Here is a 22,759-nt window from a genome sequence, read left to right on the forward strand (position 1 = left end):
TTGGAAAATTCCAGTTCAGAACGATCCGATTTGCGGGAAGCACGTCAAACTCGAAGCCCGCAGGATCAAACTAACTGGCCTGCTCGCGGATTATTCCCAGGATGTTCCGTACAACCTGCCGACAGCCGCTGCGCTCTATACGAAGAAGATCGCCGTTCTCACGGAGGCACTTAACCGACCTGAGGAACGCCAGGAAGCGGGGGTGGCGCTGCGGTTGCTGATCCACAAAATTGTGCTCACACCCGGTCCGAAGCGGGGCGACATTGACGCCAATTTGCAAGGCGAACTCGGCACGATCATGACTTGGATCGCGCAGCAAAACGTTGAAAAGGTTCCCAGAACGCGCACTCCCGGAGGGGTTCTCGCGGGAGTGTCGTTATCGGTGGTTGCGGGGGCCTGATGGCATGGAGACTTGTAAATTTTCCGCCTCAAGCCGGCTTTACGGCGACAATTTCCGCTTCGCGGACTAAGCGGTCGTCGCCAAGCCGATTGCCGGATGACGTGTTCGGGGCCGCTTGCTGCCTGTCCGATTCTGGCCGAAAAACTGAGTAAGCCGCCGTTCGGCTGACGACCCCTTTGCGGTCGTTCGAGAATCAAAGGCAGTTGTCTGAAAGCTTCCTATTCGTGAGGATACCCACTAATTTGCCCTGCAATCTTTCTTCCGGCGAAATGGAGCGTCGATGGCCCCTTGGATTCCCATGGCGGTGTTACCCAGCGCGTCCGTGCGCGAACCGATCGCCATGGACGACATCGCACTTCTCCCGCCCACCGACCCACGGGTTAAGGCTGCCGGCCGTCGCCAGCCGCGTCTCCTGAAATTTCTCCGCCGCTTCTCGGATGCGTTCGGTCAGAAAGTCGAGCCGTCGGTTCTCATGATCCGGGAAGCAGCGCCGCAGCATTTTCGTGGCACATCCCCGGTAGCCGGCTTTCGCGATGCGGTCTCGATATCGGTGATCACGGGTGGCCGCGCCGTTATGGTGACGCACAATTCTGGCATGCAGCGACCGATTTGGGCGGAGTGCCTGTCGATATATCCATGGATGCTCGACAAGTTCGGCGAAGACCTGATCACTAACAACTCGTCGATGCTGGGAGTGCACGACCTCGACCTTTTCCGCGGCCAGTCCGTGCCGGGCTTCAGCACTGCCGGTATCGACCTGTCGGATGTCGACACGCCCCTCTTTGCGGAGTTGTCCCGGCGATGGGCACGTCGGTTCGGTCGCGAGAATGTGGAGTGGGAGGATCGGGCAATCTTCCGGTCGCTCAACATGGCGTACCAGGCGAGCATGATGCCGGGCGGTCAGGAGGCGACCTTCTACGATATCGGTCGCCTGATCACTTTGTGGGTTAGCGCGATGGAAATCCTAATCCACCCTGGACCTGGGGGCGGCGCCTACAAGTCTGGCGTCATGGATTTGCTCGATAGCGCCCCATGGTGTGACGATGGGTTGAAGGCTTTGGCTCATCCGGTTCCGAAGACCAAGAGCACTACCCAAGATCGCACATTGGCGTCATTGATCTACTTCCGCATCGATGCCTTGAGATCCGATTTCATGCACGGCAACGATGTCACCGACGAGCACTTGGTCACCGACAATGGAACCCATCTCCTGCACGTGGCCGCGTCGCTGTATCGGACGGCCCTCGCCACCAAGATCGGTGTCCTGCCGCCGGCATTCGAAGATGGCATTGAGTTCGATGAGGTCAAGTTCCTGGAAAAATTCAGTGCCTACAGTGACTGGAAAGGCCCGCAACGGCGTCACGAGCGCGCCATTCTGAAGGCCATGGCGCTGCCCGAGGGTGACGAGCAATAGATTGCAACTGCGGTGGTGACACCGGCTGGCGAGGGTTCCGAGAAGCCGGATGCGGACGGTCCGCAATCCACCCCCCATTGAGACTAGACAAATCCTTTGATCATTGGCCTTGCAAAAGGTTCATTCCGGCAGGACCGGGGCCGGAAGCGACATTGCATGGCGACTAACGCCTTCCGGAAACGCTAGCCTCTAGGTTTCGATGCCTTTCGCTGTTTAAAGCCGCGCAGCAGTGTTTTCAGCTCGGGCTCACTGACACGTCTGGCTGCTTCCTCGGGACTGACCCATTCAAGAATCCGCTGCCCCTTTTCCTTGAAGTCTTCTTTCTCCTCAGTCACCCTGAGCTGAAAGACATCTACCAGGCATGGTACAAGCTCCCGGCCCTCTAGCGCCTTCAAGTATGTGAAGCGACCAACCGGCCGCTTTTTCACTTCTCCACGTATCCCAGCCTCTTCCCACGCTTCCGTAGCTGCAGCTTCAAACGGCTTTTTCCCCTTGATGGGCCACCCTTTGGGAATAATCCACCGCCCGCTGTCTCTCGACGTTGTCAAAAGTATTTCTATTCCAGACGCTTCGCGTTTGTCGCGGAAGCACAGTGCCCCATATTGCTGCGCGAAATTCCCAGCAAATAGTTTATCGGGCACAGTGGCCAATTGGCGAAGAAGAGCGTGTGGCTCCTGTGACCGTGCTTTTTTCACCATTAAGATTGAACCTGCCAGCGGTTTCACCTCGCCCGTGAGCGACTGCTGTGAATTGTGACACATAACGGTCGCGTCGTCTTGGAGTACCGCGGGGCTTGGCCAGCGAATATCGTGATCGCTTCTATTCTGCAACGGCGGCCGCTTAGGGGCCGTAGGCCGACCATCCGCTGCTAGGCCGCGCAACACGAAAAGCGGACATGCCAGTTCTCGCCCGCAAGGTCAGGGATCGCCCCGATGCAGACCTCGAACGTCAGAATGCCAAGGTCCGTTTTGGGTGGAGGGCGGAAGTTCAATGTGATGGCGATGAACGTCTGCAGTGCAGACTGAGCGGTCTTCCACTTGGCGACGATGACACTCATCCGACGAAGCGCCTTTTCCAGTGCCTTGTTTTCCAGCTCTTGAAGCAGCCGAAACAGGGCGGGGAAGTCGTCGCCAATTAGCTTGGGTTCGGAACCGATTTTGGGTAGCCAGTCAGACTTGCTACAGCACCGTCCCCAAAGTCCACAACCACGATCCGGCCTTCGCGTACCTTTTCGATTTGACGACGCGACCAACCTCCCAAGGGTCCTGGCCGTCTTTTGCAGTCCCTCCCAAATTTACAGGGGCAAACCCTCGCCAGCGAAGTTGACGAGATCAGCCAGCTCCTTTGCTTCTGTTTCGCTCGCGACTCGTAGCGGTGGCGCAAGCTGGATCATTTGGATCCTCCGGAAGCGCTCGGGCGGAGATTTATCACAAGAGGGGTCGGTTCCCGCTGAGGGTGAAATGACACCCAAAGCATTTGGTTTGCGGGCAACGATATTCGCCGGTCAGCAAGAATTCAGGCTACTGGTCGCGTTCCTTGAGACTGTCGCGAGACGTTGAGGGAAATCCCTCATTCACAGCGCGCCTGTTCGACGCCTATAATCATCGGCATGTCAACACCAACGATGGAGAAAACCATGGCGACCGAGCAATCCGAAGACAAGCGCCCGACCCCGGATCGTGCCGAGGACAATGCGTTCTTTCCCTCTCCCTATTCGCTCAGTCAGTTCACCTCGCCGAAGTCCGACCTCAGCGGCGCGGACTATCCCAATCCTTACACGGGAAGGCGCTGGAAGATTCTGATGATTGGTGCCGACGAGCGCTATCTGCTGACCGACAACGGCACGATGTTCTCGACGGGGAACCATCCCGTGGAAACGCTACTGCCGATGTACCATCTCGACAAAGCCGGCTTTTCGTTCGACGTCGCGACGGTGTCCGGCAACCCCGTCAAGTTCGAACTCTGGGCGATGCCGTCCGAGGATGCAGAGGTCAAGGGCCTGTTCGCGAAGTATCGCGACCAGTTCAAGAAGCCGCTGAAGCTCGCTGATGTGATCAAGAAGAACCTCGGTGACGACTCCGACTACATCGCCGTCTTCATCCCTGGCGGCCATGGCGCCCTGATCGGCTTGCCCGAGAGCGAAGAGGTGAAGGCGGTCCTCGAATGGGCCGCAGCCAAGGACAAGTTCATGATCTCGCTGTGCCACGGGCCGGCAGCCTTCCTCGCCGCAGGCATCGGAAAAACGAAGGACAGCTACATCTACAACGGCTACAAGATCTGCGCCTTTCCAGACAGTATCGACGCAAAGACGCCCGATATGGGCTACATGCCCGGTCATCTGACCTGGGCCTTCGGCGAGAAGCTGAAGGCGCTCGGCTTTGAGATCGTCAACACCGATATCTCCGGCATGACCCACCAAGATCGGAAGATGCTGACCGGCGACAGTCCGCTCGCGGGCAATGCGCTGGGCAAGCTTGCGGCCAAGGCTCTCCTTCAGGAAGTCGCTTCCGCTTGAATGACAGAAGCGGGACAGGTGTCATGGGTTTCCCAACATCCGTCCCGCATCCTGCCTCGCAGAGATTTGCCGCTCCGATTGATGGACGGAAGGTATGGATCCGATCGTCGACACTGTCATCGCCATTGAGACCAGCGACGACCTCCCGTCGATCCAGCAAGCCGTGCGAGCCGTCTCGCAACCGCTCGGCTATGACCGCTTCTTCTTGTTCTCCGCCTCCCCGGCGCGAGATGAACTGGTCGAGAAAATCTATTGGGCGGAGGGCGACTGGTTCGGTGACGGCGAGACCGTCGATGCCCAAACCTATGTCCGCCGCTGCCCAGTGACGCGTCATGTGCTCGAGACGGACGAACCGTTCTTCTGGACCAAGACCGTCTCGGCGCGCGGCGAGAAGTATCGCGTGGTCAAGGGCCCCAGAGGCGCCGGGATCCATGGTTTGCAGGTTCCCATCTTTGGCCGCGCTGGTCTCGAAGGCGCGATGAGTTTCGGCGGGACGCACATCGATGGAGCGGTGCGAACCCGTCTCATGCTGACGATCGTCGGCGCGGCAGCGTTCCGTTCGGCCCGCCGCCTGATCGAAGCACGCGAGCAGAAGGGAACGGTGAACCTCTCTGCACGTGAGAAGGAAGTGTTGCGCTGGATCGCCGCCGGCCGTCGTCAAGCCGACATAGCGGCGACGCTCGGCCTGTCCGAGCGGACTGTGGAGAACCATCTGCGCCGCATACGGCTTCGCCTGGCGGTGGCGACGACGGCACAGGCCGTCAAAGTCGCGATCCAGGCCGGCGAGATCGAGGGCTGACGCAAGGCGCGGCGTTTTGTTGTGCAGGAGGTGACGAAATGGGCAAGACCATCCTCATAACGGGCGCCGCAACCGGCTTCGGCCGCGGTGTCGCGCTAGGCCTCGCGGCGCGCGGCCACAAGGTGATCGCGGGCTGCCAGATCTGGCCGCAGGTCTGGGAATTGCGCAATGCGGCGAAGGTGGAAGACGTCGAAATGCAGGTCATCAAGCTCGACGTGCTGAACGAGATCGACCGCACCAGCGCATTCGGGCTGGAGATCGATGTCTTGTTCAACAATGCGGGCATTATGGAATCGGGGCCGCTGGTCGAGATCCCGATGTCCGTGTTCCGCTCAGTCTTCGAGACCAACGTCTTCGCGGCGCTAGAACTCGCGCAGGGTTTCGCGCGCGCCATGGTGAAGCGTGGCTCCGGTCGGATCGTTTGGACCTCGTCCGTGGCAGGTTTGGTCAAGGTTCCGTTCGATGGCGCCTATGCCGCCTCCAAGCACGCGGTCGAGGGCATCTGCTCGGCCATGCACGAGGAGCTGAAGCCCTATGGCGTCGAGGTTATAACGGTGAATCCGGGTGCCTTCCGCACCGGGTTCAACGACACCGGCATGGAGAGCATGGACCAGTGGTGGAACCAGGGCGAGCGCGTCGTCGATCACTGGCCTGTGCGCGAACTCACCCACCAGCATGATCCCGCCGAGATGATCGAAGCCATCATCGAGGTGATCGAAGCTGACAAGCCGCTTTACCGCACGGTCCGACCCGTCAGCGCCGAGGAGATGGTCCGCAAGGAGCAGGCTGAGATCTGGAACCGGCAAGCTTAGAGCCGGTTTCGCGACATGGTGACGAGATAAAACGATACATTGCAAGGCATCGAATATGCACTTCAGGAAGTCGCTCGCGATGTAGGCAATGCCTGACCTTTTGTCGTTTCGACAAGCGGTGACAAATCCCAAGCGGTGGGAAGCCTCAACCGTCTCGGCGATCCGATCTACTCCCAACCGATAGAACAAGTTTCAGTATGTGCACTTCGAAATTTCCATCCGTCCGGCCAAGACGCTTACGCAGGGATGGCATGCTGCGATCCATATTTGCAGAAACACATGTAACCGCCGACGATCTCGTTTATCCGCTATTCGTGGAGGAGGATACTGCGGAGAAGCTGCCCATCGCTTCAATGCCGGGCGTTTTTCGCGTACCGGAAGCGCAACTTGCTGAAGAGGTGGCCTCTCTTTATCGCGACGGCGTCAAGGCCGTTATTCTCTTCGGTGTTTCGCATCACAAGACCGAGGACGGGTGCGATTCTTGGAGTGACAACGGATTGCTTGCGCGGATGATCAGAACCGCAAAGCAGGCAGCGCCGTATATGGTGGTGATCTGCGATAACTGCGTGTGTGAATACACCACGCACGGCCATTGCGGCGTGGTCGTGGACCGGCAAGTCGACAACGATCTGACGCTTGAAAACCTCGGCAAACAGGTCATTACCGCCGCGCGGGCGGGCGCCGATCTCGTGGCGCCGTCGTCGATGATGGACGGGCAAGTAGCATACTTGCGTCAGTCGCTGGACGCGGCGGGTTTCTCCGGTATGCCGATCATGGCTTATTCGACCAAGTTCGCCTCCAGTTTCTACGGCCCTTTCCGGATCGCCGCGCAAAGCAGCGTCCAGGGCGATCGCAGAGGTTATCAGATCGATCCGCCGAACGGTCGTGAAGGCATTCGCGAATCCCTTCTCGACGAAGCCGAAGGCGCAGACATACTGATGGTTAAGCCTGGCATGCCCTATCTCGACATCCTGGCACGCCTGCGTGAAAAAACGCGCACCTGCCAATCGCCGTCTACCAGGGCAAACGGCGAGTACGCGATGATCAAGTTCGCCGCTGAGGCCGGGGCGATCGACGAAAAGGATGCCGTCCGCGAAACGCTCGCTGCATTCAAGCGCGCCGGTGCGGATCTGGTCATCAGCTATTTTGCGCGCGAATTCGTTCAAGGATTGTTTGATGAGTAGTGGTCATCTGCGTACTCGCGCTTCAATGCATGGAAGTAGATCGGGCCGGCTGGCACCTGCGAAACCAGTCGGTCCCTGCAAGCAGCCGCAAGTCAATCCTGGAACCGTGTGGCGATAGAACTCAGTTCCAACAATGGCAAGTCCGAGAGAAACAATGCTTCTACCCGAGTTCATGAATGAGATAGAGATCACCGCTCCTGGCGGTCCAGAAATGCTCAAGCTGCGGAAATCGCCTGTGCCACAACCGAAGGCCGGAGAGATACTGGTCAAGGTCGAGGCCGCGGGTGTCAACCGACCGGACGTCATTCAACGTCAGGGGCACTACCCGATGCCGCCTGGCGTCAATCCGATCCCTGGTCTTGAAGTTGCCGGAACCGTGGTCGCTGTCGGCGACGATGTTACCGATTACCGGATAGGCGACCGAGTGTGCGGCCTGACCAACGGGGGTGGCTACGCCGAGTACTGCCTTCTGCCGGCGACGCAAGCCTTGCCTGTCCCGGCCGGGATGACGGCTGTCGAGGCTGCCGCTATACCCGAAACCTTTTTTACCGTGTGGGCTAACCTGTTTCAAATGGCGGGAGCCAAACGCGGTGACACGGTCCTGATTCACGGTGGCACCAGCGGCATTGGCACCACCGCACTTATATTGTGCAAGGAACTCGGTATCGAGGCCTTTGCAACCGCCGGGTCCGAACAGAAATGCGAGGCTATTGCGGCCCTCGGCGGAAAGCCGATCAACTATCGCAGCAGCGATTTTGCGGCCGAAGTGCTAGCGCAGACAGGCGGGCGCGGTGTCGACATCATTCTCGATATCATGGGCGGCTCCTACATCAAGGGGAACCTGAAAGCCCTGGCGCGCGACGGACGGCTAGTCGTGATCGGCTTCCTTGGAGGAACCGTCGCGGACGGCGTTGATCTCCAGGCGATGGCCTTAAAGCGCGCAACGATCACCGGCTCCACCATGCGTGCGCGCACCGCGCCGGAAAAGGCGCAGATTGCCGCCGAGCTTCGCGCGCAGGTCTGGCCGCTTTTGGAAGCGGGCAAGTGCCGACCGATCATCCACCATGTTTTCCCGCTGGCCGACGCGTCGTTGGCTCATGCCGTAATGGAAAGCGGGGATCATGTCGGGAAAATCGTTCTCCGGGTTGATGACGAATGACCAGCCTATTGCTGTTTCTCTCAGGAAAGGGAGGTTTGCATGTCCTTGATTGACACTGCTGAGCAGTTCTTCACGCACTATAGCAACCGGGACGTCGATGCGATGGTTTCGCTATTCACCGACGATGGCACCATCAACTATTACCCCGCCGACTTGCGGGGACGCGCGTCGGAGGCAGGGCGAGGTATATGGGGCGCCCTGATCGATGTATTTCCCGATCTGACCAACGAGGTGACGGCTACCTATGGCAGCGCCGATGGAAAAATCCGTGACGGTTGAAGTGACGATAAGCGGGACCCAGTCGAAGGACGCCTTCGGTATCAAGAACAAGGGGCTACACTACGTCCTTCCGCATGTGTTCATCGTGCATGGTGATGAGCAGAACCGGATCAAGCACATGGTGGCATATTGGGACAATGCTGGCTGGTATTCGCAACTGGGACGAAGCCATATTTAAACAGGATGTTTCCTTGGAGCAGGCGACGCCTTGCTCACCGACGCCGTCTCCCGCTTTCGGCCGCTGTCGCATTCATGCGATGTCAGTGCACCTGTCAGCCCGCGCCGCATGGATCGTTTCGAGGCGGCGCTGAACACTATCAAGCTGGTGGTCCTGCCGGGAGCCACATTCTTGGACGCGAACACTTCTGGGAGTTGGACCGGGGCCGCCTACACGGCTGCCGCGCGCGGGAGTGATCGATCCGTAGTCAAAAGGCCGAGATGGCCAATCGAGACGTTCATCGCACCGGACGCAACGACAGCAACGGGTCGGATCGTGACCTTCGCGGTCTCCGGTATCAAAGTCCGCGTTTGGCGCAAACATGCTACCTTCCCAGCCCTCTGCCTTGTCCGCTTTCGAGACACTGCTTGGGTGGGCTCCGTGACCGGAAAGGGGGCGCACAGCGGTCGTTCGTGAAGCGTGGCTGGAAAGTCGTTTTCGGGCTCTAAGCAGTCTTTGTCCCATTGCATATCCGACGGCTGCGCTGGGTCGATTCTTTGCATTCGCGAGGGGGTCGGAGAGCGGTCCTTTGTGCAAGAATCAGAGACGCTACGGTTGCGGGCGGTATGGAGGTGGAGCCCGGGGTTCCCATCCGTACAGGAGCGCCGTCCAATGACCCAAAGGGCCCGCTAATGCTGAGTGCAGGGACCATGATGGGCCGCTGACCGCCATCAAGCATGGTGGCGAGGTCGGCAAAATCTCCTACCTCCACTCAAGCCGCTCCCCAAAGCTTCACGACCTCCCGCACCAACGGATTGCGCGGGCCGTGTCTCAGTTCGAAAACAGGCTCGCGATCGCTCTTCCGATGTCGGCGATCGCCTCATTGCGATCTTCCATCGACGCCGCCGTTTGCGTGACGTAGATGGCGGCGACGATAGGGTCGCGCGCCGGAGGCCACATCACGGCTATAATACCCCGTGTTCCGAAACCACCAGCCCCGGTCCTGTCCGCAATCTTCCAATCCGTCGGAATGCCGGCCCAGTAGCGGCCCCCCGACTTCGTTGCCAACAAGCCATTCGGTCAATTGAATCCGTGCGCGGTCCTCCAGCGCGTTACCGAGGATGAGTTTTTGTATCGTATCGGCCATTGCACGTGGCGTCGTTGAATCGCGCGGGTTGCCGGGGCGGCCTTCGTTCAGCTCAGGTTCTATGCGGTCAAGTCGGGTAATCCTATCGCCGAGCGAGCGCAGGAAGGACGTTACCGCCGGGGGCCCGCCAAGAACATCAAGCACCTTGTTCGCGGCGGTGTTGTCACTGGTCCGCAAGGTGATTTCACAAAGCTCGGCCGACGATACCCGCTTGCCGACCATTGTTTTCGTAACGGGCGCATATGATTGCACATCCGCTTTGGTAATGGTCACTGTACTGGTGGAGATCTCGTTCCCGGCGTTAAGCAGGGCGGCGCAGGCGAGCGCCTTGAATGTACTGGCGAAGGGGAACCGTTCATCAGCATTGTAGAACCAGGTCCTCTCGCCACCTGTGTCATAGATTGCCAGTCCCACCCAGCAGGAAGACGGGCTTCTGCGGACTTGGCTGCTGCCGTTATGGCATCATGCCAGCGCTCGCGTTGGTTAGACAGATGAACGGCAAGACGGCACATATGCCGGCCACAACAGCAGTACGCATCTTCATTTATTTGGTGTCTCCATTGCTAGGCTAGACTCACGGCGAACGCTTCCGCCGCAACGGGGTTGGATTTGCTCGATGTCAAAAAAAGCGACGGACGCCTTCCGCCTTGACTAAGCCGACCGACGAGAATGCTCAAGAGGAGACCGTAGTAGCGTCGGGTGGCGAGGCATCCCGCGACATGCCATACGCGCCGCAAGTGTCCTCTCATTACTCTACGTAGTTCCAGGGGACAAAACGGTAGAGAGTCGAGTCTCTGGCTACGTGGCCGATGCCGGGGAACGGAAGGTGAGCGCCGGCGACGAGATAACGCCCATCCGCGGCTTCTGCCAGCGCCGTCGCTCGGGTTGCTGCCGCGGCTTTCCCGTCGACGTCGAAGGTGACAAAGACGTCAGGCTCATCGAACTGGACATAGTCACCATGGATCACGTCGCCCCAGAAGACCAAGCGTTGACCGTCCCCGGTCTTGAGGACGATTGAGCTGTGTCCAGGCGTGTGTCCAGGCCTCAGGATCGATCCGAAGTTCGGTAGCGGATCGGCGTTGTCGGCGAAACGCTTGACCTTGTCTGCTGCGATATAGGGCGCGAGGGCGTCATGTGCGCGTTGAAGATCCTTCTTCACTTCCGCCGTAAGCGAGGCCAGGCCTTCGCGATCGATCCAGAACCTGTACTCGCGGTCCGCGACGTGAATGTTTGCGTTCGGAAATTGCGGCTCGCCATCAACGGTGAGGCCGCCGGAGTGGTCGGCATGAATATGCGTCAGGATGACGGCATCGATCTGATCCGCCCGGTAGCCCGAGGCTTCGAGGTGTCGGATGAGCTTGCCAGCGGCGGACCCGAACAGGGTACCGGTTCCTGCATCGATCAGCACGAGACGCTCGCCGTCGTTCACCAGGTAGGCGTTAATGGAAATATGCGCTCCTTGCCGAGGAAGTTCTCGTCGAGCTTGCGTTGCAGTTCGTCGGCAGATTCGTTCTGATAGATCTTCGCCATCGGCAGCGCCATCGTGCCGTCCGACAGGGCCGTGACTTCGAAGCTTCCGAAGCGGAACCGGTAGTAACCGGCATTGCCATGTTCGAGAACGGAGCGGCGGAGAACGCAAAGCGGGGCGCGAGCGGCAGCAAAGCGGTAGCGGCGAGAAGGCCTAATGTCTGTCTGCGAGTCGTCATGATCAGCTCCTTCAATTGGATGCGATCAAGGTATCAATTCACCCCTCCGTCGATTATCCTCAGACCATGGAAGTCACTGTTCCGGAAACGCATGAAATCCAACCAATCGCCCGATCTCAATAGCCTGCGGATTTTCCTCGAGGTTGCCCGCACGGAGAGCTTTTCCGCGGCGGCCATTCGCCTCCACCTCCCGCCCAGTACCGTCAGTCGGCGTCTGTTGGAACTCGAAACCACGCTCGGCACGGCCCTGTTGTTGCGCTCGACACGGCGCGTCTCACTGACCGAGGCGGGGAGACAGTTGTTCAATTCCATCAGTGGAGCCCTGGAGATCGTCGATCGCGGCCTTGCCAATTTCCACCCGGTGGACGGCACAGTCCGCGGCCGCCTCCGCGTCGCGACGTCCTTCAGCTTTGCGCGCACCTTCCTCCCGGCGATTCTGGTGCGCTATGCGGAGCTTTGCCCGCAGGTGCAGGTCGATGTCCAGACAACGCATGGCAATATCGACCTGATCGGCGAAAGCGTGGATGTGGCGCTGCGGATGGGGGAGCCCGCCGACAGCGACATGATTTACCGGAAGATTGGAATGGTCGAGCAGCGTCTATACGCCGCTCCGGCCCTCTGCTCCCGGCTGACCTTCTCTTCGCCGGAGGACTTGACGGATGTTTCGCTGGTGGCGCACCGGACTCGCATGCGGCGAGAGCTGGTGCACTGGACGTTATCGGATGGCGCGCGCCAATTCACGCTCGAGCGGCCACCTTCGATTATTGTTGACGACCCTGTCCTTGTGGAAGGCCTTGTCAGTCAAGGCCTCGGCATCGGCTTGCTGAGCGATGTGCTTGCAGCCGACGGCGTCGCAACGGGGCGGCTCATTCAGGTCCTTCAGGGCTGGTCGGGTCCCCCTGTGCCGCTCTATTACCTGTATCATCAGCAATTGGGTGATCTGCCGAAGGTAACGGAATTCCTGAAGGCAGTTCGCGAAACATTCCGCGCTCAATCAGCCTGACCGGAGCACGCTTACGACGTAATCGGCGCCGAGCCGGAGAGACGCGGTTCGGAGCAGCACCGGACATGGGCGAAGTGATCGTCCAGCGGCTGCTCTGGGTCGGAAGTGTCGGTTGAACGAACGTCCCAAAAGTCCGCATCTCGGCCATTCGTGCTGCTCGCAGCGAGCGACTGCCTGCCACCCATCCACGTCGCTGACGAAAGCGAATTCTCGACGCATTGCGGCCACTCCCCGATTGTACTCGGGCTTCCGCCGTTGAGCGTAAGGCAGTGTTTGCGGTTGCATCAACCGAACTTGATACCTCTTCTCGGGGAGCGCCCCCGTCTTCGGCGTTGCGGGGACGCCATACGGACAACGCGGTTACCTGGACAGCCGTTTTGGCGAAGGGCAGGACGCGGTGCGATGAGAGTGACAAACATGAAGGGCGGAGTGGTCGGGAAGTGCAGTCAGCATGGGGCGGCAATCGCCAGTCACACGGGATCTTGCGCTCCTTGCGCAGTGTCTGCTTCATCGACCTGTACACAGATCGAATGACATCGTAAGCAAACCCTAATCAATACTTTTCGAGGTGAAAGGTCAGCAATGGAGTCCGATCTCAGCCGCGTTTTGGACGCGCTTCCGGCCATGGTGTGGATCGCACGGCCGGACGGGCAGCTCGAGCTTATCAATCGACGCTGGTCTGAATTCACCGGCGTCACTCTGGACGAAGCCGGTGGCGCGGAATGGCAGGCCGCGGTCAACCCGGACGACCTGCCCGCACTGCTCGAACGCTGGCGGTCGATTCTAGCGTCCGGCCAGCCCAGCGAGATGGAGGCGCGCGTACGGCGCTTCGACGGGCAGTATCGCCGGGTTCGCGTGCAATGCAGTCCGATGTTCGACGATGCCGGACGGATCATCAAATGGTGCGGAGTGGTAACCGATATCGAGGATTTTCGGCGAGCCGAGGAGACCCTGCGGCGGCGCGCGCTCGACTTTCAGTTGATCGTCGACAGCATCCCGGTTCCGGTCGCTGTGACAACGCCATCGGGGGCGGTCGAGGGCCTCAATCAGGCCACGCTCAACTATTTCGGGAAGACCTTGGAGACTCTGAAGGAATGGGAAGCAACAGACGCCGTTCATCCCGAGGACTTGGAGCGCACAATCGCCGCCCACAATGCAAACTATGAAGCAGGTCGATCCTACGACATCGAGACCCGTCTGCGACGCGCAGATGACGTCTATCGCTGGTTCAATGTGCTGGCTATGCCGTTGCGGGATGTCGACGGACACATTCTGCGATGGTTTGAGTTGCTTATCGACATTGACGACCGCAAACGCGCCGAGGCCGCCCTCCAGGCAGCGAACGACAGGCTGGCGCGTGCATCGCAGGTTGCAAGCCTGGTGGAACTCTCCGCCTCGATCGCGCACGAGGTCAATCAGCCGATTGCCGCTGCGCTCGCCAACGCGCAGGCTGCGCTTCGCTGGCTGGGAAGGGACCCGCCCGATCTTGCGGAGGTGAGAGAGGCACTCGACGACGTTGTGAAGGACGGGACGCGGGCCGGCAATGTCATCGATCGGATACGCTCCCTGTTCAAGAACGCACCGCCATCGCTCGAGGACCTGGACATCACCGAGGCGCTCACCGAGATCGTTGCCCTCAGCCGCGGCAAAGCCCTGAAGAACGGTGTCTCCTTACAGATCCAACTCTCGGAGGGCTTGCCGACCATCCGAGGAGACCGCGTACAGTTGCAGCAGGTGATGCTCAACTTGATCACCAACGCCATCGAGGCAATGAGCAGTGTCGACAATGTTAATCGCAATGTTCGGATCACCGCCGGAAGAGACGACGACAATGTCTTTGTCACCGTGCAAGACTCCGGTCCGGGCTTGACGCAAGCCGCCTTGGAGCGCGTCTTCGAACCGTTTTACACGACCAAGCCGACCGGTCTCGGGGTGGGGCTGTCGATCTGCCGTTCAATCATCGAGGCCCACAACGGTGCGCTCTGGGCGACGAACGCCGAGAAAGGCGGCGCCGTGTTCTCGTTTACCGTTCCCATTTCCACGTCGGCAACATCTAGCAAAGGCGTTCGGGATCCCGTCATGCCCTCTCAAGCGCCCCAACCGCTTGCCGATATAACCTCCTGAACTGCTTCGGTCAGTTCCACCAGCGACTCGATGAATGATAGGTGGAAGCACTCGACGCGGCCGCACAAGAAGTGCACGAGCCGTGGATAGGCGAACGAGCCCTGCTCCGCATCCTTACAGCGGAGAAAGTCGCCACCGGCTACCCCGGCGGCATCTGTTGCCCCATTTTCGGTTGGCGCGGATCGGCGAGCGGCGGCACGCGCGCGACCACGAAGGCGATTGCCAAGGCAAGCAAGCAGAGCAGTCCGCAAAAGGCGACGATGCCCGGCCATCCACAGTAGCTCCACACGAAGCCGCCGGCCGAACCCAAAAGGCTCGAGCCGACGTAATAGCTGAAGAGATAGACAGCGCTTGCATAGCCGCGTTCGCCGAAAGCGCGCCGGCTGACCCAGCTTGATGCGATCGTGTGCGCGCCGAAGAAGCCGCCGGTGACGAGGGCGATGCCCCCAACGATGATCCAAAGCGGCGTAAAGCCCGTTGCGCCGATCCCGGCTAGAAGCACCGTCAGCGGAACCCAAAAGGTACGGCGCACGCCAAACTTACCGGCCGCTCGGCCGAACCATGTTGAACTTATCGAACCCAGTATGTAGAGAAGAAATATGGCCCCGATAGCCGAACCGCCAAGCGCGTAGGGTTCGGCAACCAGCCGGAAAGGCACGTAGTTGTAGACCGTCACGAAGGCTCCCATCATCAGGAAGCCTTCGGCATAGAGCAGCAGGAGGGCCCGATCCCTCAGAACCTTGCGATAGCTTGCCAGGGCGGATCGGAGCGATTGCGTTCTTGTAACGAAGCCCGTTGAGTTCGGCGCATAGGCCCAGAAGACCAGCGCCGCCGCGGCGCTGAAGAGCCCAGTAGCGCCGAGTCCCCAGCGCCATCCGAACCATTCGGCAGCGAAAGCCGCACCGAGGCGACCGATCATCCCGCCAAGTGCAGAGCCGGCGATGAAGAGCCCCATTGCCGGGCTGATGGCAGATGGCACAACCTCCTCGGATATATAGGTCATTGCGACTGCCGGCACCCCCGCAAGCGCGATGCCGGCCAGGCATCGCAGCAAGAGCAGACTTTCCCAACTCGGCGCCAAGCCCGCGAGCGAACCGTATACTGCAGCGCTCGCCAGAGAAAAGACCATGACAGGCCGGCGACCGAGACGATCAGCGATCCAGCCGGCGAAGATAATGCCGATGGCCATGGGGCCTGTTGCCAGCGAAACGGCCAGGCTCGCCGTCTCCGGAGAGACAGCAAAATGTGCCGTGAAGAACGGGAGCAGCGGCTGCGCACTGTAAAGGAGCGAGAATGTCGAGAAACCGGCCATCACCATAGCGACGGCCAGGCACCGATACTCGCGCGTGCCGAGAGCGATCAGAGCGGTTCTATTGTCCATGGCGCTGTGCCGACCAGGCGACAACAAAGGAATACGACATCTTTGCTCCTCCCCCGACACCCGGTCGTTGGTTTACAGGCGGATGATCACCGATTTCAGTTGCGTGTAGTGCGACAATGCGTCGATGCCCTGCTCGCGGCCGTAGCCGCTAAATTTGAAGCCGCCGCAAGGGGTCTGCACGAAGCCACCGCTATACTCGTTGACGACGATACGGCCCGCTTCGAGTCCAGCGGCGACACGATGCACGCGGCCGATATCCCTCGACCAGATGCCCGCGGACAAGCCGAGCTCGGAATCATTGGCAATGCGGATGGCGTCCGCCTCATTCTTGAACGGGATCACGCACAGGATCGGGCCGAAGATCTCCTCTCGGGCGATCTCCATGTCGTTTCTGACGCCGGTATAGACAGTAGGCTCAATGTAGTTGCCGCCCTCGAGATCGGCGCCGACCGCAACCTTGCCGCCGATCGCTGGCGTCAGGCCATCGCGCTCGGCAACGGCGAAGAAGCTCTTGATCTTGTCGAACTGGGCTTGCGTCGTGATCGGTCCATTGGAGGCGTCGAAATCGGGCCCAAGGCGCAACTGCGCGACGTTGTCGATGAGCTTCTTCACAAACGCATCGTGAATGTTCTCCTGGACGAGCAGACGCGTTCCCGCCGCGCACCACTGCCCGCTGTTCCAGGTGAACGCACGCGTGGAGCCGGCCGCCGCGGCTTCGAGATCCGCGTCGTCGAAGACAATGTTGGCGCTCTTGCCGCCAAGCTCCAGCGTCAGGGGGAGGACGCGCTCCGCCGCTATGCGTCCCAACTCCTGGCCGGCTTTGAGGCCGCCGGTGAAGGAGATCTTGCGCACGTCAGGATGCGCGGCCATTGCCGGTCCGATGGCGCTCCCCTTGCCGACGACGACGTTCAGGACGCCTGCCGGCAGGCCGTGGGTGACTGCGAACTTCGCGAAGGCCACGAGGGAGCCGGAGGTGTGCTCCGAAGGCTTGGCAACGACCGTATTGCCCGTCGCCAAGGCGGGAGCGATGGCACGGGCAGCCTGGTGCAGCGGCGCGTTCCAGGGCAGGATGACACCAATGACGCCGAAGGGATCGCGCCGGGTATAGACGTGGTAGTTCGGCCCGACATTGATGACCTCGCCATCCATGACGTTGACGATGCCACCATAGAACTCGAAATACTGCGCCGTCAGATCGAGCAGCGTCGCCATCTCCCGACCGGGCTTGCCGGTCTCCTGGCTTTCGATGTCGACAATGTGCTGTCCCTCTTCGCGAAGCTTGCGGGCGACATCGACGAGGACGCGCCCGCGTTCGGACGGCCGCATGTCGCGCCACGCCGGCAGCGCCGTCGATGCCGACGCGACCGCGAGGTCGACATCCTTGGCGCCGCCATTGGCGACCTCCTTGATTTTCTCTTGGGTCCGGGGATCAAGCTTGTCGGCATAGTGCCCTTCGATCGGCGCGATATCAGTGCCGCCGATGAAGCTCAAAGTCCGTTCAACCATTTTATCTTCTCCTTGGCCGGAGGCCTTTCTTGTTTATTAGCCGACCGCAGCCACAGACTTCGGCTCGGCCCATCGATCGCCGACGGCTCCCTTTTTCACCAGTGCATCGATCTCACTCTCCTCGAAACCGAACGATGCGAGGATCGAACGCGTATCCGCGCCGAGTTCGGGGGCTGGCTGATGATCCTTGCCGTTCATGTCACGGCTGTTGATCGGAAAACCCGGCATTCGGATTTGCCCCAGTTCCGGGTGGTCGAGTGTCATGATCATGCCATTCGCCTGCAACTGCGGGTGCCGCAGCAGGTCATCATACGTGGCCACCGGGGCGCAGAGAATGTCCGCTTCCAGGAGTGCCGAAAGCCAATGGTCACGGCTCTCGGTGCGGAAGCGGGCACCAAGAATTTCCCGCATCATGCGCCGGTTGGCGACGCGCTTCGACGAAGTGGCAAAACGTGGATCCGACGCCAACTCCGGTAGACCGAGGACATCGCAGAGCCTTTCCCACCGACCGCCATTGTAAGCGGCGAGCATGAGCCAGCCGTCCGCGGTTTCGAACGCCTCGTTCGGCGCCGAATAGGGCGCGGCGCTCCCGATCTTCTCCGGCACCTCACGGTCCGTGAGGTAGTTGGTAAGCGATACCTGCTGCAGCGCGATGGATGCGCCAAAGAGGTTGACGTCGAGGTGGGCACCTAACCCGGTGGCCTGGGCTTTATGCAGTTGCGCAAGAATACCCATTACCGCGACGTAACCGGTGAAGACGTCGACGACCGGTGCCTGCACCTTTGCCGGCTCGGCTCCTTCGCTGCCGATAATGCTCATGAGACCGCTGTCGGCCTGCATGATGCCATCTACCCCGGCACGATCCGCATAGGGGCCTTCCTGGCCATAGGCGGAAATGGAGCAATAGATTAGCCGGGGATTGAGCTCCTTAAGCGCCTCATAACCGAGGCCTAGCCTCTGCATAACTCCTGGTCGCATGCTCTCCACCAGAACGTCCGCCTTCCCCACGAGCCGCCTTGCGAGATCGACCGCACCATCCGCCTTCATGTCAAGGCTGAGGCCGAGCTTGTTTCTGTTGAAGCCGTGAAAGAGGGCACTGTCCTGCCCGATCCAGGCCGGACCGAGCTTGCGGCCGAGTTCGCCGCCCGGCGGCTCCACCTTTATGACCCGCGCCCCCATATCGGCCATCAACATGGTGCATGTCGGCCCTGCCCCAACATGAGTGAAATCGATGACCGTGAGATTGTTCAAAGCATGACGCAACATGATCGTCTCCTTGTCCTGGCACGGCGCAGAGCGTTTGTAAGCCGGCGAATGCCATCACAATCCAGCTTAGGTTCGGCGCGCGATCTCGGCGCCCGCCAACTGCTCGAGCTCCTTGACCACCACGGTCATGTCTTCAGTTGCATGACCATGCGCATGAGCGAACTCGTAGAACTGCTTGGCGAGCGTCGAAACCAGAAGCGGCGCGCCGGCGGCATCGGCTTCGCTGGCGCAAAGCCGCAGGTCCTTGCGCATGAGTTCCAGGCGGAAGCCGAAATCGAACCTGCGGTCGAGGATCCGGCCCGCCAGAATTTGCTCGGTCACATAACTACGCGCCGTGCTGGCGTTGAGCATCTGCAGGATGACGTCGGCGTTGAGCCCCGCCTTCACTCCGAACAGAATCGCCTCCGCGGCGACGACGAGATTCGTGCCGACGATCATGTTGTTGATGAGTTTCAGGATCTGCCCCTGGCCGACGTCGTCGCCCACGTGCACAACGTTGCGGCCGAAGCTTCGAAACGCTGGCTCGAGCCTTTCGTAGGCCAAACGGCCACCGGAAACCATGATCGAGAGCGTACCGGCTTCGGCACCTGGGACGCCCCCTGCCAGGGGACCGTCAAGCGCAACGATGCCCCGCTCGCCGAGCGCCTCGGCGACCTCCCGCGCAACGCTTGGACCAGTCGTCGAGTGGTCGACATAATATCGCGCTCGGCTTCCGTGGATGATGCCTTCCTCGCCCAGTGCAACGCGCTTGACGATTTCGGGGGTTGGCAGGCACACGAGCACGGCCTCCGAAACGCTGCCGACCTCAGCGGCCGAGCCGCAAACCTTGCCGCCCAACCGGGCGATCATGTCAAGCGAAACCGTGTTCGTATCGAACACGTTCAGGTGGAAGCCGGCTTTGATGAGGTGTCGGGCCATGTGAGCGCCCATGGCGCCCAAGCCTATGAATCCGATGTCCTGCATGACTGGATACTCCGTTCTTCGATTCGCACTGTGGCGATGGCGGTTCAGGGGCGATGCGCGCTCAGTGGCGTGCCGTGGAACGCGCCCGGGCGACATGGGCGGCCGGAACGGGACACACGGCCGCCGCTGGCGAGAACGCCCTCTCGCCTGCAAGCATGATGGCGTTGAACCAACCCGTTAAATTTGGCATTGCGAGGCGCTTTGCGGACAAAGCCAAGCCGAACGGACCGAACACGGCCGCGAAGCGGGACCCGGCGACGATCAGGCGCGGGCCTGTCAGAAAGTTCGCAGTGATTGTCATGGTCTCCTCCACCACGTTCCCTGCCCAACAAGGAGCGCTTGTTCTCGTCTTGTCACAAGCGAGTTTTGGTCACCCTTCGTTGACCTGAGGTCAACAAGTTGCCGAGGGCGCGTCCGTTGACTTTCGGTCAACACCAGCGCTCAAAAAACTCGCTCACGCCTAGCCGTCGTATTTGAGATCGTTCTGAACCGGTCCGAGGAGGACCTTTGCTGACGGCAGGGAGGAACACGCCATGTCAGAGATTCTCGAGCAGATGCCTACCGGTCTATCCAGCGGGACGGCCGCGGCAAGCAAGCTCACAACCGCGCAGAAAAAAGCGGTGGTAGCGGCGACGCTTGGCACAATCGTCGAATATACGGATTGGGTTATCTACGCCACGTTCGCCTCGATTCTGGCACAACAGTACTTTCCCGCCGGCGATAGCCTGACGGCGCTCCTGCAAGTCTTCGCTGTCTTCGCCGTGGGCTTCGTGATGCGACCGATTGGTGGTGCGGTGCTTGGTGCATTCGCCGACCGCTATGGAAGAAAGGCGGGCCTGACGCTTTCGATCCTGCTGATGTCGGTCGCATCCTTCGCAATCGGCGTGTGCCCGAGCTACGAAAGCATCGGCATCGCTGCTCCGATCGTACTCGTCCTAGCGCGGCTGGTGCAAGGCTTCTCAGCCGGCGGGGAGTTCGGTTCGGCCTCGGCGTTCCTGGTGGAATCGGCCCCTGCCGAACGACGCGCCTTTGCCGGCTCGTGGCAATGGTTCGCCATCAATGCCGGCACGCTGGTTTCGTTCATTCTCGGCTTTGGCCTGGCGACCTTCGGCAGCGAATCGGGGCTCGCCGATTGGGGATGGCGCGTCGCCTTCATCATTGCTGCCCTGCTCGGACTGATCACCCTCTGGATTCGCCTGTCTGTCAGCGAGACGGAGGTTTTCAAGAAGCGCGTCGCCGCCGAGGGCGTCGTGAAGAACCCGCTCAAGGACGTCGTCTTGAATCACCGTCGGGACGCCCTGCGCGTGATCGGCATCGCAATGGCCGGCAACCTGCTGAACTACGTCTGGATGGTGAACTACCCATCGTACATTCACATCGTGACCGGCATGCAGCGGGCCGACACGCTGCTGATTGGGGTGATCTCCGTCACGATCTCGCTGTTGATTATTCCCTTCATCGGCAAACTCGCCGACCGGATCGGACGCAAGCCGGTGCTGATCGGCTTCTCGGTCCTTTCCGCCGCCTGGGCGTGGCCGAGCTTCGCATTGCTCTACCCTGGCATGAGCTTTGCGGAAGCGCTCGTCATGATGACGATCCCGATGGTGATTATGACCGGATTTGCCGGCGCTGCCGCCGTCATGATGGTCGAGCAATTCCCGGCAAAGGTCCGCGTCACCGGAGTCGCCCTGCCCTATGCTCTCTCCGTGACGCTTTTCGGCGGCACTGCCCCTTACATCATCACCGCGATGAATGGCTGGGGATATGGTGGCTATACTTGGATTTACCTCGCCGTGATCTGCCTGATTGCAGCCATCGCCTATTCGCGCCTGCCTGAAACCAAGGGGCAACCTTTGCGCTGACAGGCGTAGCCGGTCAGAAGTGTTCCGCCCTCGCAAGAGGGCGGGCCCTCTCCGTTTCATCCCCCCGGCTCAACCGGTTCGGTTGCGTGCCCCGCAATCTCGGCCTGCTCCAGCAACCACACCCGGAAGCGGCGGAAGGCCGGATTTCGCAGCCGGTTGCGGGGATAGAGGAAATAATAGGTGAAGTCGCCGCGATCGAGTGCGCGATCGAACGGCGCCACGAGGCGCCCGGATCGAAGGTCGTCCAGAAAGAGGGCCTTCTGAGCGATCATCACTCCCTGCCCCTCGAGTGTCGCCTGATAGGCGAGTGTTGAACTCGCATATTTGGGACCGGCATAGGGGTCAATGGACTGGCCCCCCGCGGCTTCCAGCCAATAGCGCCAATCGTCCGGCCGCACGAGCGAATGCAACAGCGGCACATGTCCGAGGTCGCCAACCTCCTTCAAGGCGTGTCGCGCCTGGAAGACGGGCGTGCACAGAGGAAGCAGCTCATTCCTCATCACTCGGTCGACTTCGACGCCGGGCCAATTCCCATCGCCGAGACGAATGGCGCCGTCGACGTTCTCGCGTTCGAAATCCACCGTTTCGTTCGACGTCGTGAGCCGAACCTCAGTCGTGGGGTTGAGCTCGTGGAAGCTGCTGAGCCGCGGTATCAGCCATTTCATTGAGAAAGTGGTATAGGCGCGCACGCGCAGGATCTCGACCATCTTGCGGCCGGTGAGCTTCTGCGTCTCGTCGCGAATCCCATCGAGGTGTCGGGTGATTGCGGCGAGGTATTGTTCCCCCTCGGAGGTCAATACGATCTCCCGCGGATCCCGCCGGAAGAGCCGTACGCCGAGAAACGTCTCCAACCGCTGCACTTGGCGACTGACGGCGCCCGGCGTCACCAGCAGTTCGTCGGCAGCCCGCCTGATGCTCTGAAGGCGGCCAGCGGCCTCAAAGGCACGCAGCGGATTGAGTGGCGGCAATGTGTCCATGACCAAGCTTAGGCAGCTTGTTGCCTTTTGGTCAACACCGCGCCGCAGCTTTGTCGTTCTGCCGAATTTCGGTTCGCCATTAACCTTCAGAGACCGAAAGGCAGT

General features: G+C 60.4%; 22 protein-coding genes. 12 read left to right on the top strand and 10 right to left on the bottom strand.

Annotation, left to right across the window (positions count from 1 at the left end; translation table 11 throughout):
• Positions 1-400 (top strand): DNA resolvase (locus N181_RS33755; protein WP_162267713.1); only part of this gene is annotated, 400 nt, incomplete at its 5' end.
• A gap of 280 nt (positions 401-680) precedes the next feature.
• Positions 681-1,814, top strand: coding sequence for a hypothetical protein (locus tag N181_RS17430; RefSeq protein WP_050994735.1), 1,134 nt, complete (start codon positions 681-683; stop codon positions 1,812-1,814).
• 182 nt (positions 1,815-1,996) lie between these two features.
• Here N181_RS17430 and N181_RS17435 read toward each other — a convergent pair whose 3' ends face one another.
• Both N181_RS17435 and N181_RS33230 read right to left on the bottom strand, forming a co-directional pair.
• A complete protein-coding gene (locus tag N181_RS17435; RefSeq protein WP_037435012.1) occupies positions 1,997-2,512 on the bottom strand; it encodes an NUDIX hydrolase in 516 nt (171 codons plus the stop codon).
• 170 nt (positions 2,513-2,682) lie between these two features.
• A complete protein-coding gene (locus N181_RS33230) occupies positions 2,683-2,871 on the bottom strand; it encodes a hypothetical protein (protein ID WP_037435014.1) in 189 nt (62 codons plus the stop codon).
• A 579-nt stretch (positions 2,872-3,450) separates the two neighbouring features.
• Between N181_RS33230 and hchA the strand changes: the two genes are divergently transcribed.
• The 7 genes from hchA to N181_RS17475 all read left to right on the top strand — a co-directional run bounded on the left by hchA (position 3,451) and on the right by N181_RS17475 (position 8,740).
• Positions 3,451-4,329 carry a glyoxalase III HchA gene (hchA, locus tag N181_RS17445; protein ID WP_037435016.1) on the top strand — a complete coding sequence of 293 codons (879 nt, stop codon included), beginning with the start codon at positions 3,451-3,453 and terminating at the stop codon, positions 4,327-4,329.
• Positions 4,330-4,423: 94 nt separating this feature from the next.
• A complete protein-coding gene (locus N181_RS17450) occupies positions 4,424-5,128 on the top strand; it encodes a PA1136 family autoinducer-binding transcriptional regulator (RefSeq protein ID WP_037435018.1) in 705 nt (234 codons plus the stop codon).
• 38 nt (positions 5,129-5,166) lie between these two features.
• Entirely contained in the window at positions 5,167-5,940 is a 774-nt protein-coding gene (locus tag N181_RS17455) for an SDR family oxidoreductase (protein WP_037435020.1), read from the top strand.
• Between the two features lie 197 nt (positions 5,941-6,137).
• Entirely contained in the window at positions 6,138-7,124 is a 987-nt protein-coding gene (gene hemB, locus N181_RS17460) for a porphobilinogen synthase (protein ID WP_037435023.1), read from the top strand.
• Positions 7,125-7,278: 154 nt separating this feature from the next.
• Entirely contained in the window at positions 7,279-8,283 is a 1,005-nt protein-coding gene (locus N181_RS17465) for an NAD(P)H-quinone oxidoreductase (protein WP_037435025.1), read from the top strand.
• 39 nt (positions 8,284-8,322) lie between these two features.
• Positions 8,323-8,562 carry a nuclear transport factor 2 family protein gene (locus tag N181_RS17470; RefSeq protein WP_060563622.1) on the top strand — a complete coding sequence of 80 codons (240 nt, stop codon included), beginning with the start codon at positions 8,323-8,325 and terminating at the stop codon, positions 8,560-8,562.
• Positions 8,552-8,740: a hypothetical protein gene (locus N181_RS17475; protein ID WP_060563624.1), complete on the top strand. Its 189-nt coding sequence runs from the start codon at positions 8,552-8,554 to the stop codon at positions 8,738-8,740. The genes N181_RS17470 and N181_RS17475 overlap by 11 nt, the downstream gene beginning before the upstream one ends.
• A gap of 859 nt (positions 8,741-9,599) precedes the next feature.
• Here the strand turns inward: N181_RS17475 and N181_RS17480 are convergent.
• Entirely contained in the window at positions 9,600-10,280 is a 681-nt protein-coding gene (locus N181_RS17480) for a serine hydrolase (RefSeq protein ID WP_234885989.1), read from the bottom strand.
• Positions 10,281-10,614: 334 nt separating this feature from the next.
• Positions 10,615-11,295, bottom strand: coding sequence for an MBL fold metallo-hydrolase (locus N181_RS17485; protein WP_240533496.1), 681 nt, complete (start codon positions 11,293-11,295; stop codon positions 10,615-10,617).
• Positions 11,296-11,570: 275 nt separating this feature from the next.
• On the opposite strand from N181_RS17485, the gene N181_RS33235 reads away from it, so the two are divergent.
• Positions 11,571-12,575 (top strand): LysR family transcriptional regulator, encoded by a 1,005-nt coding sequence (locus N181_RS33235; protein WP_162129911.1) that lies wholly within the window; start codon positions 11,571-11,573, stop codon positions 12,573-12,575.
• Positions 12,576-13,157: 582 nt separating this feature from the next.
• Positions 13,158-14,699, top strand: coding sequence for a PAS domain-containing sensor histidine kinase (locus N181_RS17495; RefSeq protein ID WP_037435032.1), 1,542 nt, complete (start codon positions 13,158-13,160; stop codon positions 14,697-14,699).
• A gap of 139 nt (positions 14,700-14,838) precedes the next feature.
• Here the strand turns inward: N181_RS17495 and N181_RS17500 are convergent, their stop codons facing one another.
• From N181_RS17500 to N181_RS17520, 5 genes are all read right to left on the bottom strand, one after another.
• On the bottom strand, positions 14,839-16,080 hold the full coding sequence (locus tag N181_RS17500) for an MFS transporter (RefSeq protein WP_037435034.1): 1,242 nt from the start codon (positions 16,078-16,080) through the stop codon (positions 14,839-14,841).
• Positions 16,081-16,152: 72 nt separating this feature from the next.
• Positions 16,153-17,586 carry an aldehyde dehydrogenase family protein gene (locus tag N181_RS17505; protein ID WP_037435037.1) on the bottom strand — a complete coding sequence of 478 codons (1,434 nt, stop codon included), beginning with the start codon at positions 17,584-17,586 and terminating at the stop codon, positions 16,153-16,155.
• Positions 17,587-17,622: 36 nt separating this feature from the next.
• Complete coding sequence (locus N181_RS17510; RefSeq protein ID WP_037435040.1) at positions 17,623-18,852, bottom strand: CaiB/BaiF CoA transferase family protein; 1,230 nt, start codon at positions 18,850-18,852, stop codon at positions 17,623-17,625.
• A gap of 66 nt (positions 18,853-18,918) precedes the next feature.
• Positions 18,919-19,815, bottom strand: a complete 897-nt coding sequence (locus N181_RS17515) for an NAD(P)-dependent oxidoreductase (RefSeq protein WP_037435043.1) — start codon at positions 19,813-19,815, stop codon at positions 18,919-18,921.
• A gap of 61 nt (positions 19,816-19,876) precedes the next feature.
• The gene (locus N181_RS17520) at positions 19,877-20,116 is read right to left on the bottom strand and encodes a hypothetical protein (protein ID WP_037435046.1); all 240 of its coding nucleotides are present in this window, start codon (positions 20,114-20,116) and stop codon (positions 19,877-19,879) included.
• A gap of 232 nt (positions 20,117-20,348) precedes the next feature.
• On the opposite strand from N181_RS17520, the gene N181_RS17525 reads away from it, so the two are divergent.
• The gene (locus N181_RS17525; RefSeq protein WP_037435048.1) at positions 20,349-21,677 is read left to right on the top strand and encodes an MFS transporter; all 1,329 of its coding nucleotides are present in this window, start codon (positions 20,349-20,351) and stop codon (positions 21,675-21,677) included.
• Between the two features lie 56 nt (positions 21,678-21,733).
• Here N181_RS17525 and gcvA read toward each other — a convergent pair whose 3' ends face one another.
• Positions 21,734-22,654, bottom strand: a complete 921-nt coding sequence (gene gcvA / locus N181_RS17530; RefSeq protein ID WP_037435049.1) for a transcriptional regulator GcvA — start codon at positions 22,652-22,654, stop codon at positions 21,734-21,736.
• Between the last annotated feature and the right edge of the window lie 105 nt (positions 22,655-22,759).

It is taken from the genome of Sinorhizobium fredii USDA 205, assembly GCF_001461695.1.
Classification (GTDB): Bacteria; Pseudomonadota; Alphaproteobacteria; order Rhizobiales; family Rhizobiaceae; genus Sinorhizobium; species Sinorhizobium fredii.

Bases quoted from the DNA above. Each gene is read 5' to 3' on its own strand.
- N181_RS17510 (WP_037435040.1), bottom strand. From the start codon at position 18,852: ATGTTGCGTCATGCTTTGAACAATCTCACGGTCATCGATTTCACTCAT.
- N181_RS17495 (WP_037435032.1), top strand. From the start codon at position 13,158: ATGGAGTCCGATCTCAGCCGCGTTTTGGACGCGCTTCCGGCCATGGTG.
- N181_RS17455 (WP_037435020.1), top strand. From the start codon at position 5,167: ATGGGCAAGACCATCCTCATAACGGGCGCCGCAACCGGCTTCGGCCGC.
- hemB (WP_037435023.1), top strand. From the start codon at position 6,138: ATGTGCACTTCGAAATTTCCATCCGTCCGGCCAAGACGCTTACGCAGG.
- N181_RS33230 (WP_037435014.1), bottom strand. From the start codon at position 2,871: ATGAGTGTCATCGTCGCCAAGTGGAAGACCGCTCAGTCTGCACTGCAG.
- N181_RS17465 (WP_037435025.1), top strand. From the start codon at position 7,279: ATGCTTCTACCCGAGTTCATGAATGAGATAGAGATCACCGCTCCTGGC.
- N181_RS17435 (WP_037435012.1), bottom strand. From the start codon at position 2,512: ATGGTGAAAAAAGCACGGTCACAGGAGCCACACGCTCTTCTTCGCCAA.
- N181_RS17525 (WP_037435048.1), top strand. From the start codon at position 20,349: ATGTCAGAGATTCTCGAGCAGATGCCTACCGGTCTATCCAGCGGGACG.
- N181_RS17450 (WP_037435018.1), top strand. From the start codon at position 4,424: ATGGATCCGATCGTCGACACTGTCATCGCCATTGAGACCAGCGACGAC.
- N181_RS17515 (WP_037435043.1), bottom strand. From the start codon at position 19,815: ATGCAGGACATCGGATTCATAGGCTTGGGCGCCATGGGCGCTCACATG.
- N181_RS17430 (WP_050994735.1), top strand. From the start codon at position 681: ATGGCCCCTTGGATTCCCATGGCGGTGTTACCCAGCGCGTCCGTGCGC.
- N181_RS17500 (WP_037435034.1), bottom strand. From the start codon at position 16,080: ATGGACAATAGAACCGCTCTGATCGCTCTCGGCACGCGCGAGTATCGG.
- hchA (WP_037435016.1), top strand. From the start codon at position 3,451: ATGGCGACCGAGCAATCCGAAGACAAGCGCCCGACCCCGGATCGTGCC.
- N181_RS17505 (WP_037435037.1), bottom strand. From the start codon at position 17,586: ATGGTTGAACGGACTTTGAGCTTCATCGGCGGCACTGATATCGCGCCG.
- N181_RS33235 (WP_162129911.1), top strand. From the start codon at position 11,571: ATGATCAGCTCCTTCAATTGGATGCGATCAAGGTATCAATTCACCCCT.
- N181_RS17520 (WP_037435046.1), bottom strand. From the start codon at position 20,116: ATGACAATCACTGCGAACTTTCTGACAGGCCCGCGCCTGATCGTCGCC.
- N181_RS17470 (WP_060563622.1), top strand. From the start codon at position 8,323: ATGTCCTTGATTGACACTGCTGAGCAGTTCTTCACGCACTATAGCAAC.
- gcvA (WP_037435049.1), bottom strand. From the start codon at position 22,654: ATGGACACATTGCCGCCACTCAATCCGCTGCGTGCCTTTGAGGCCGCT.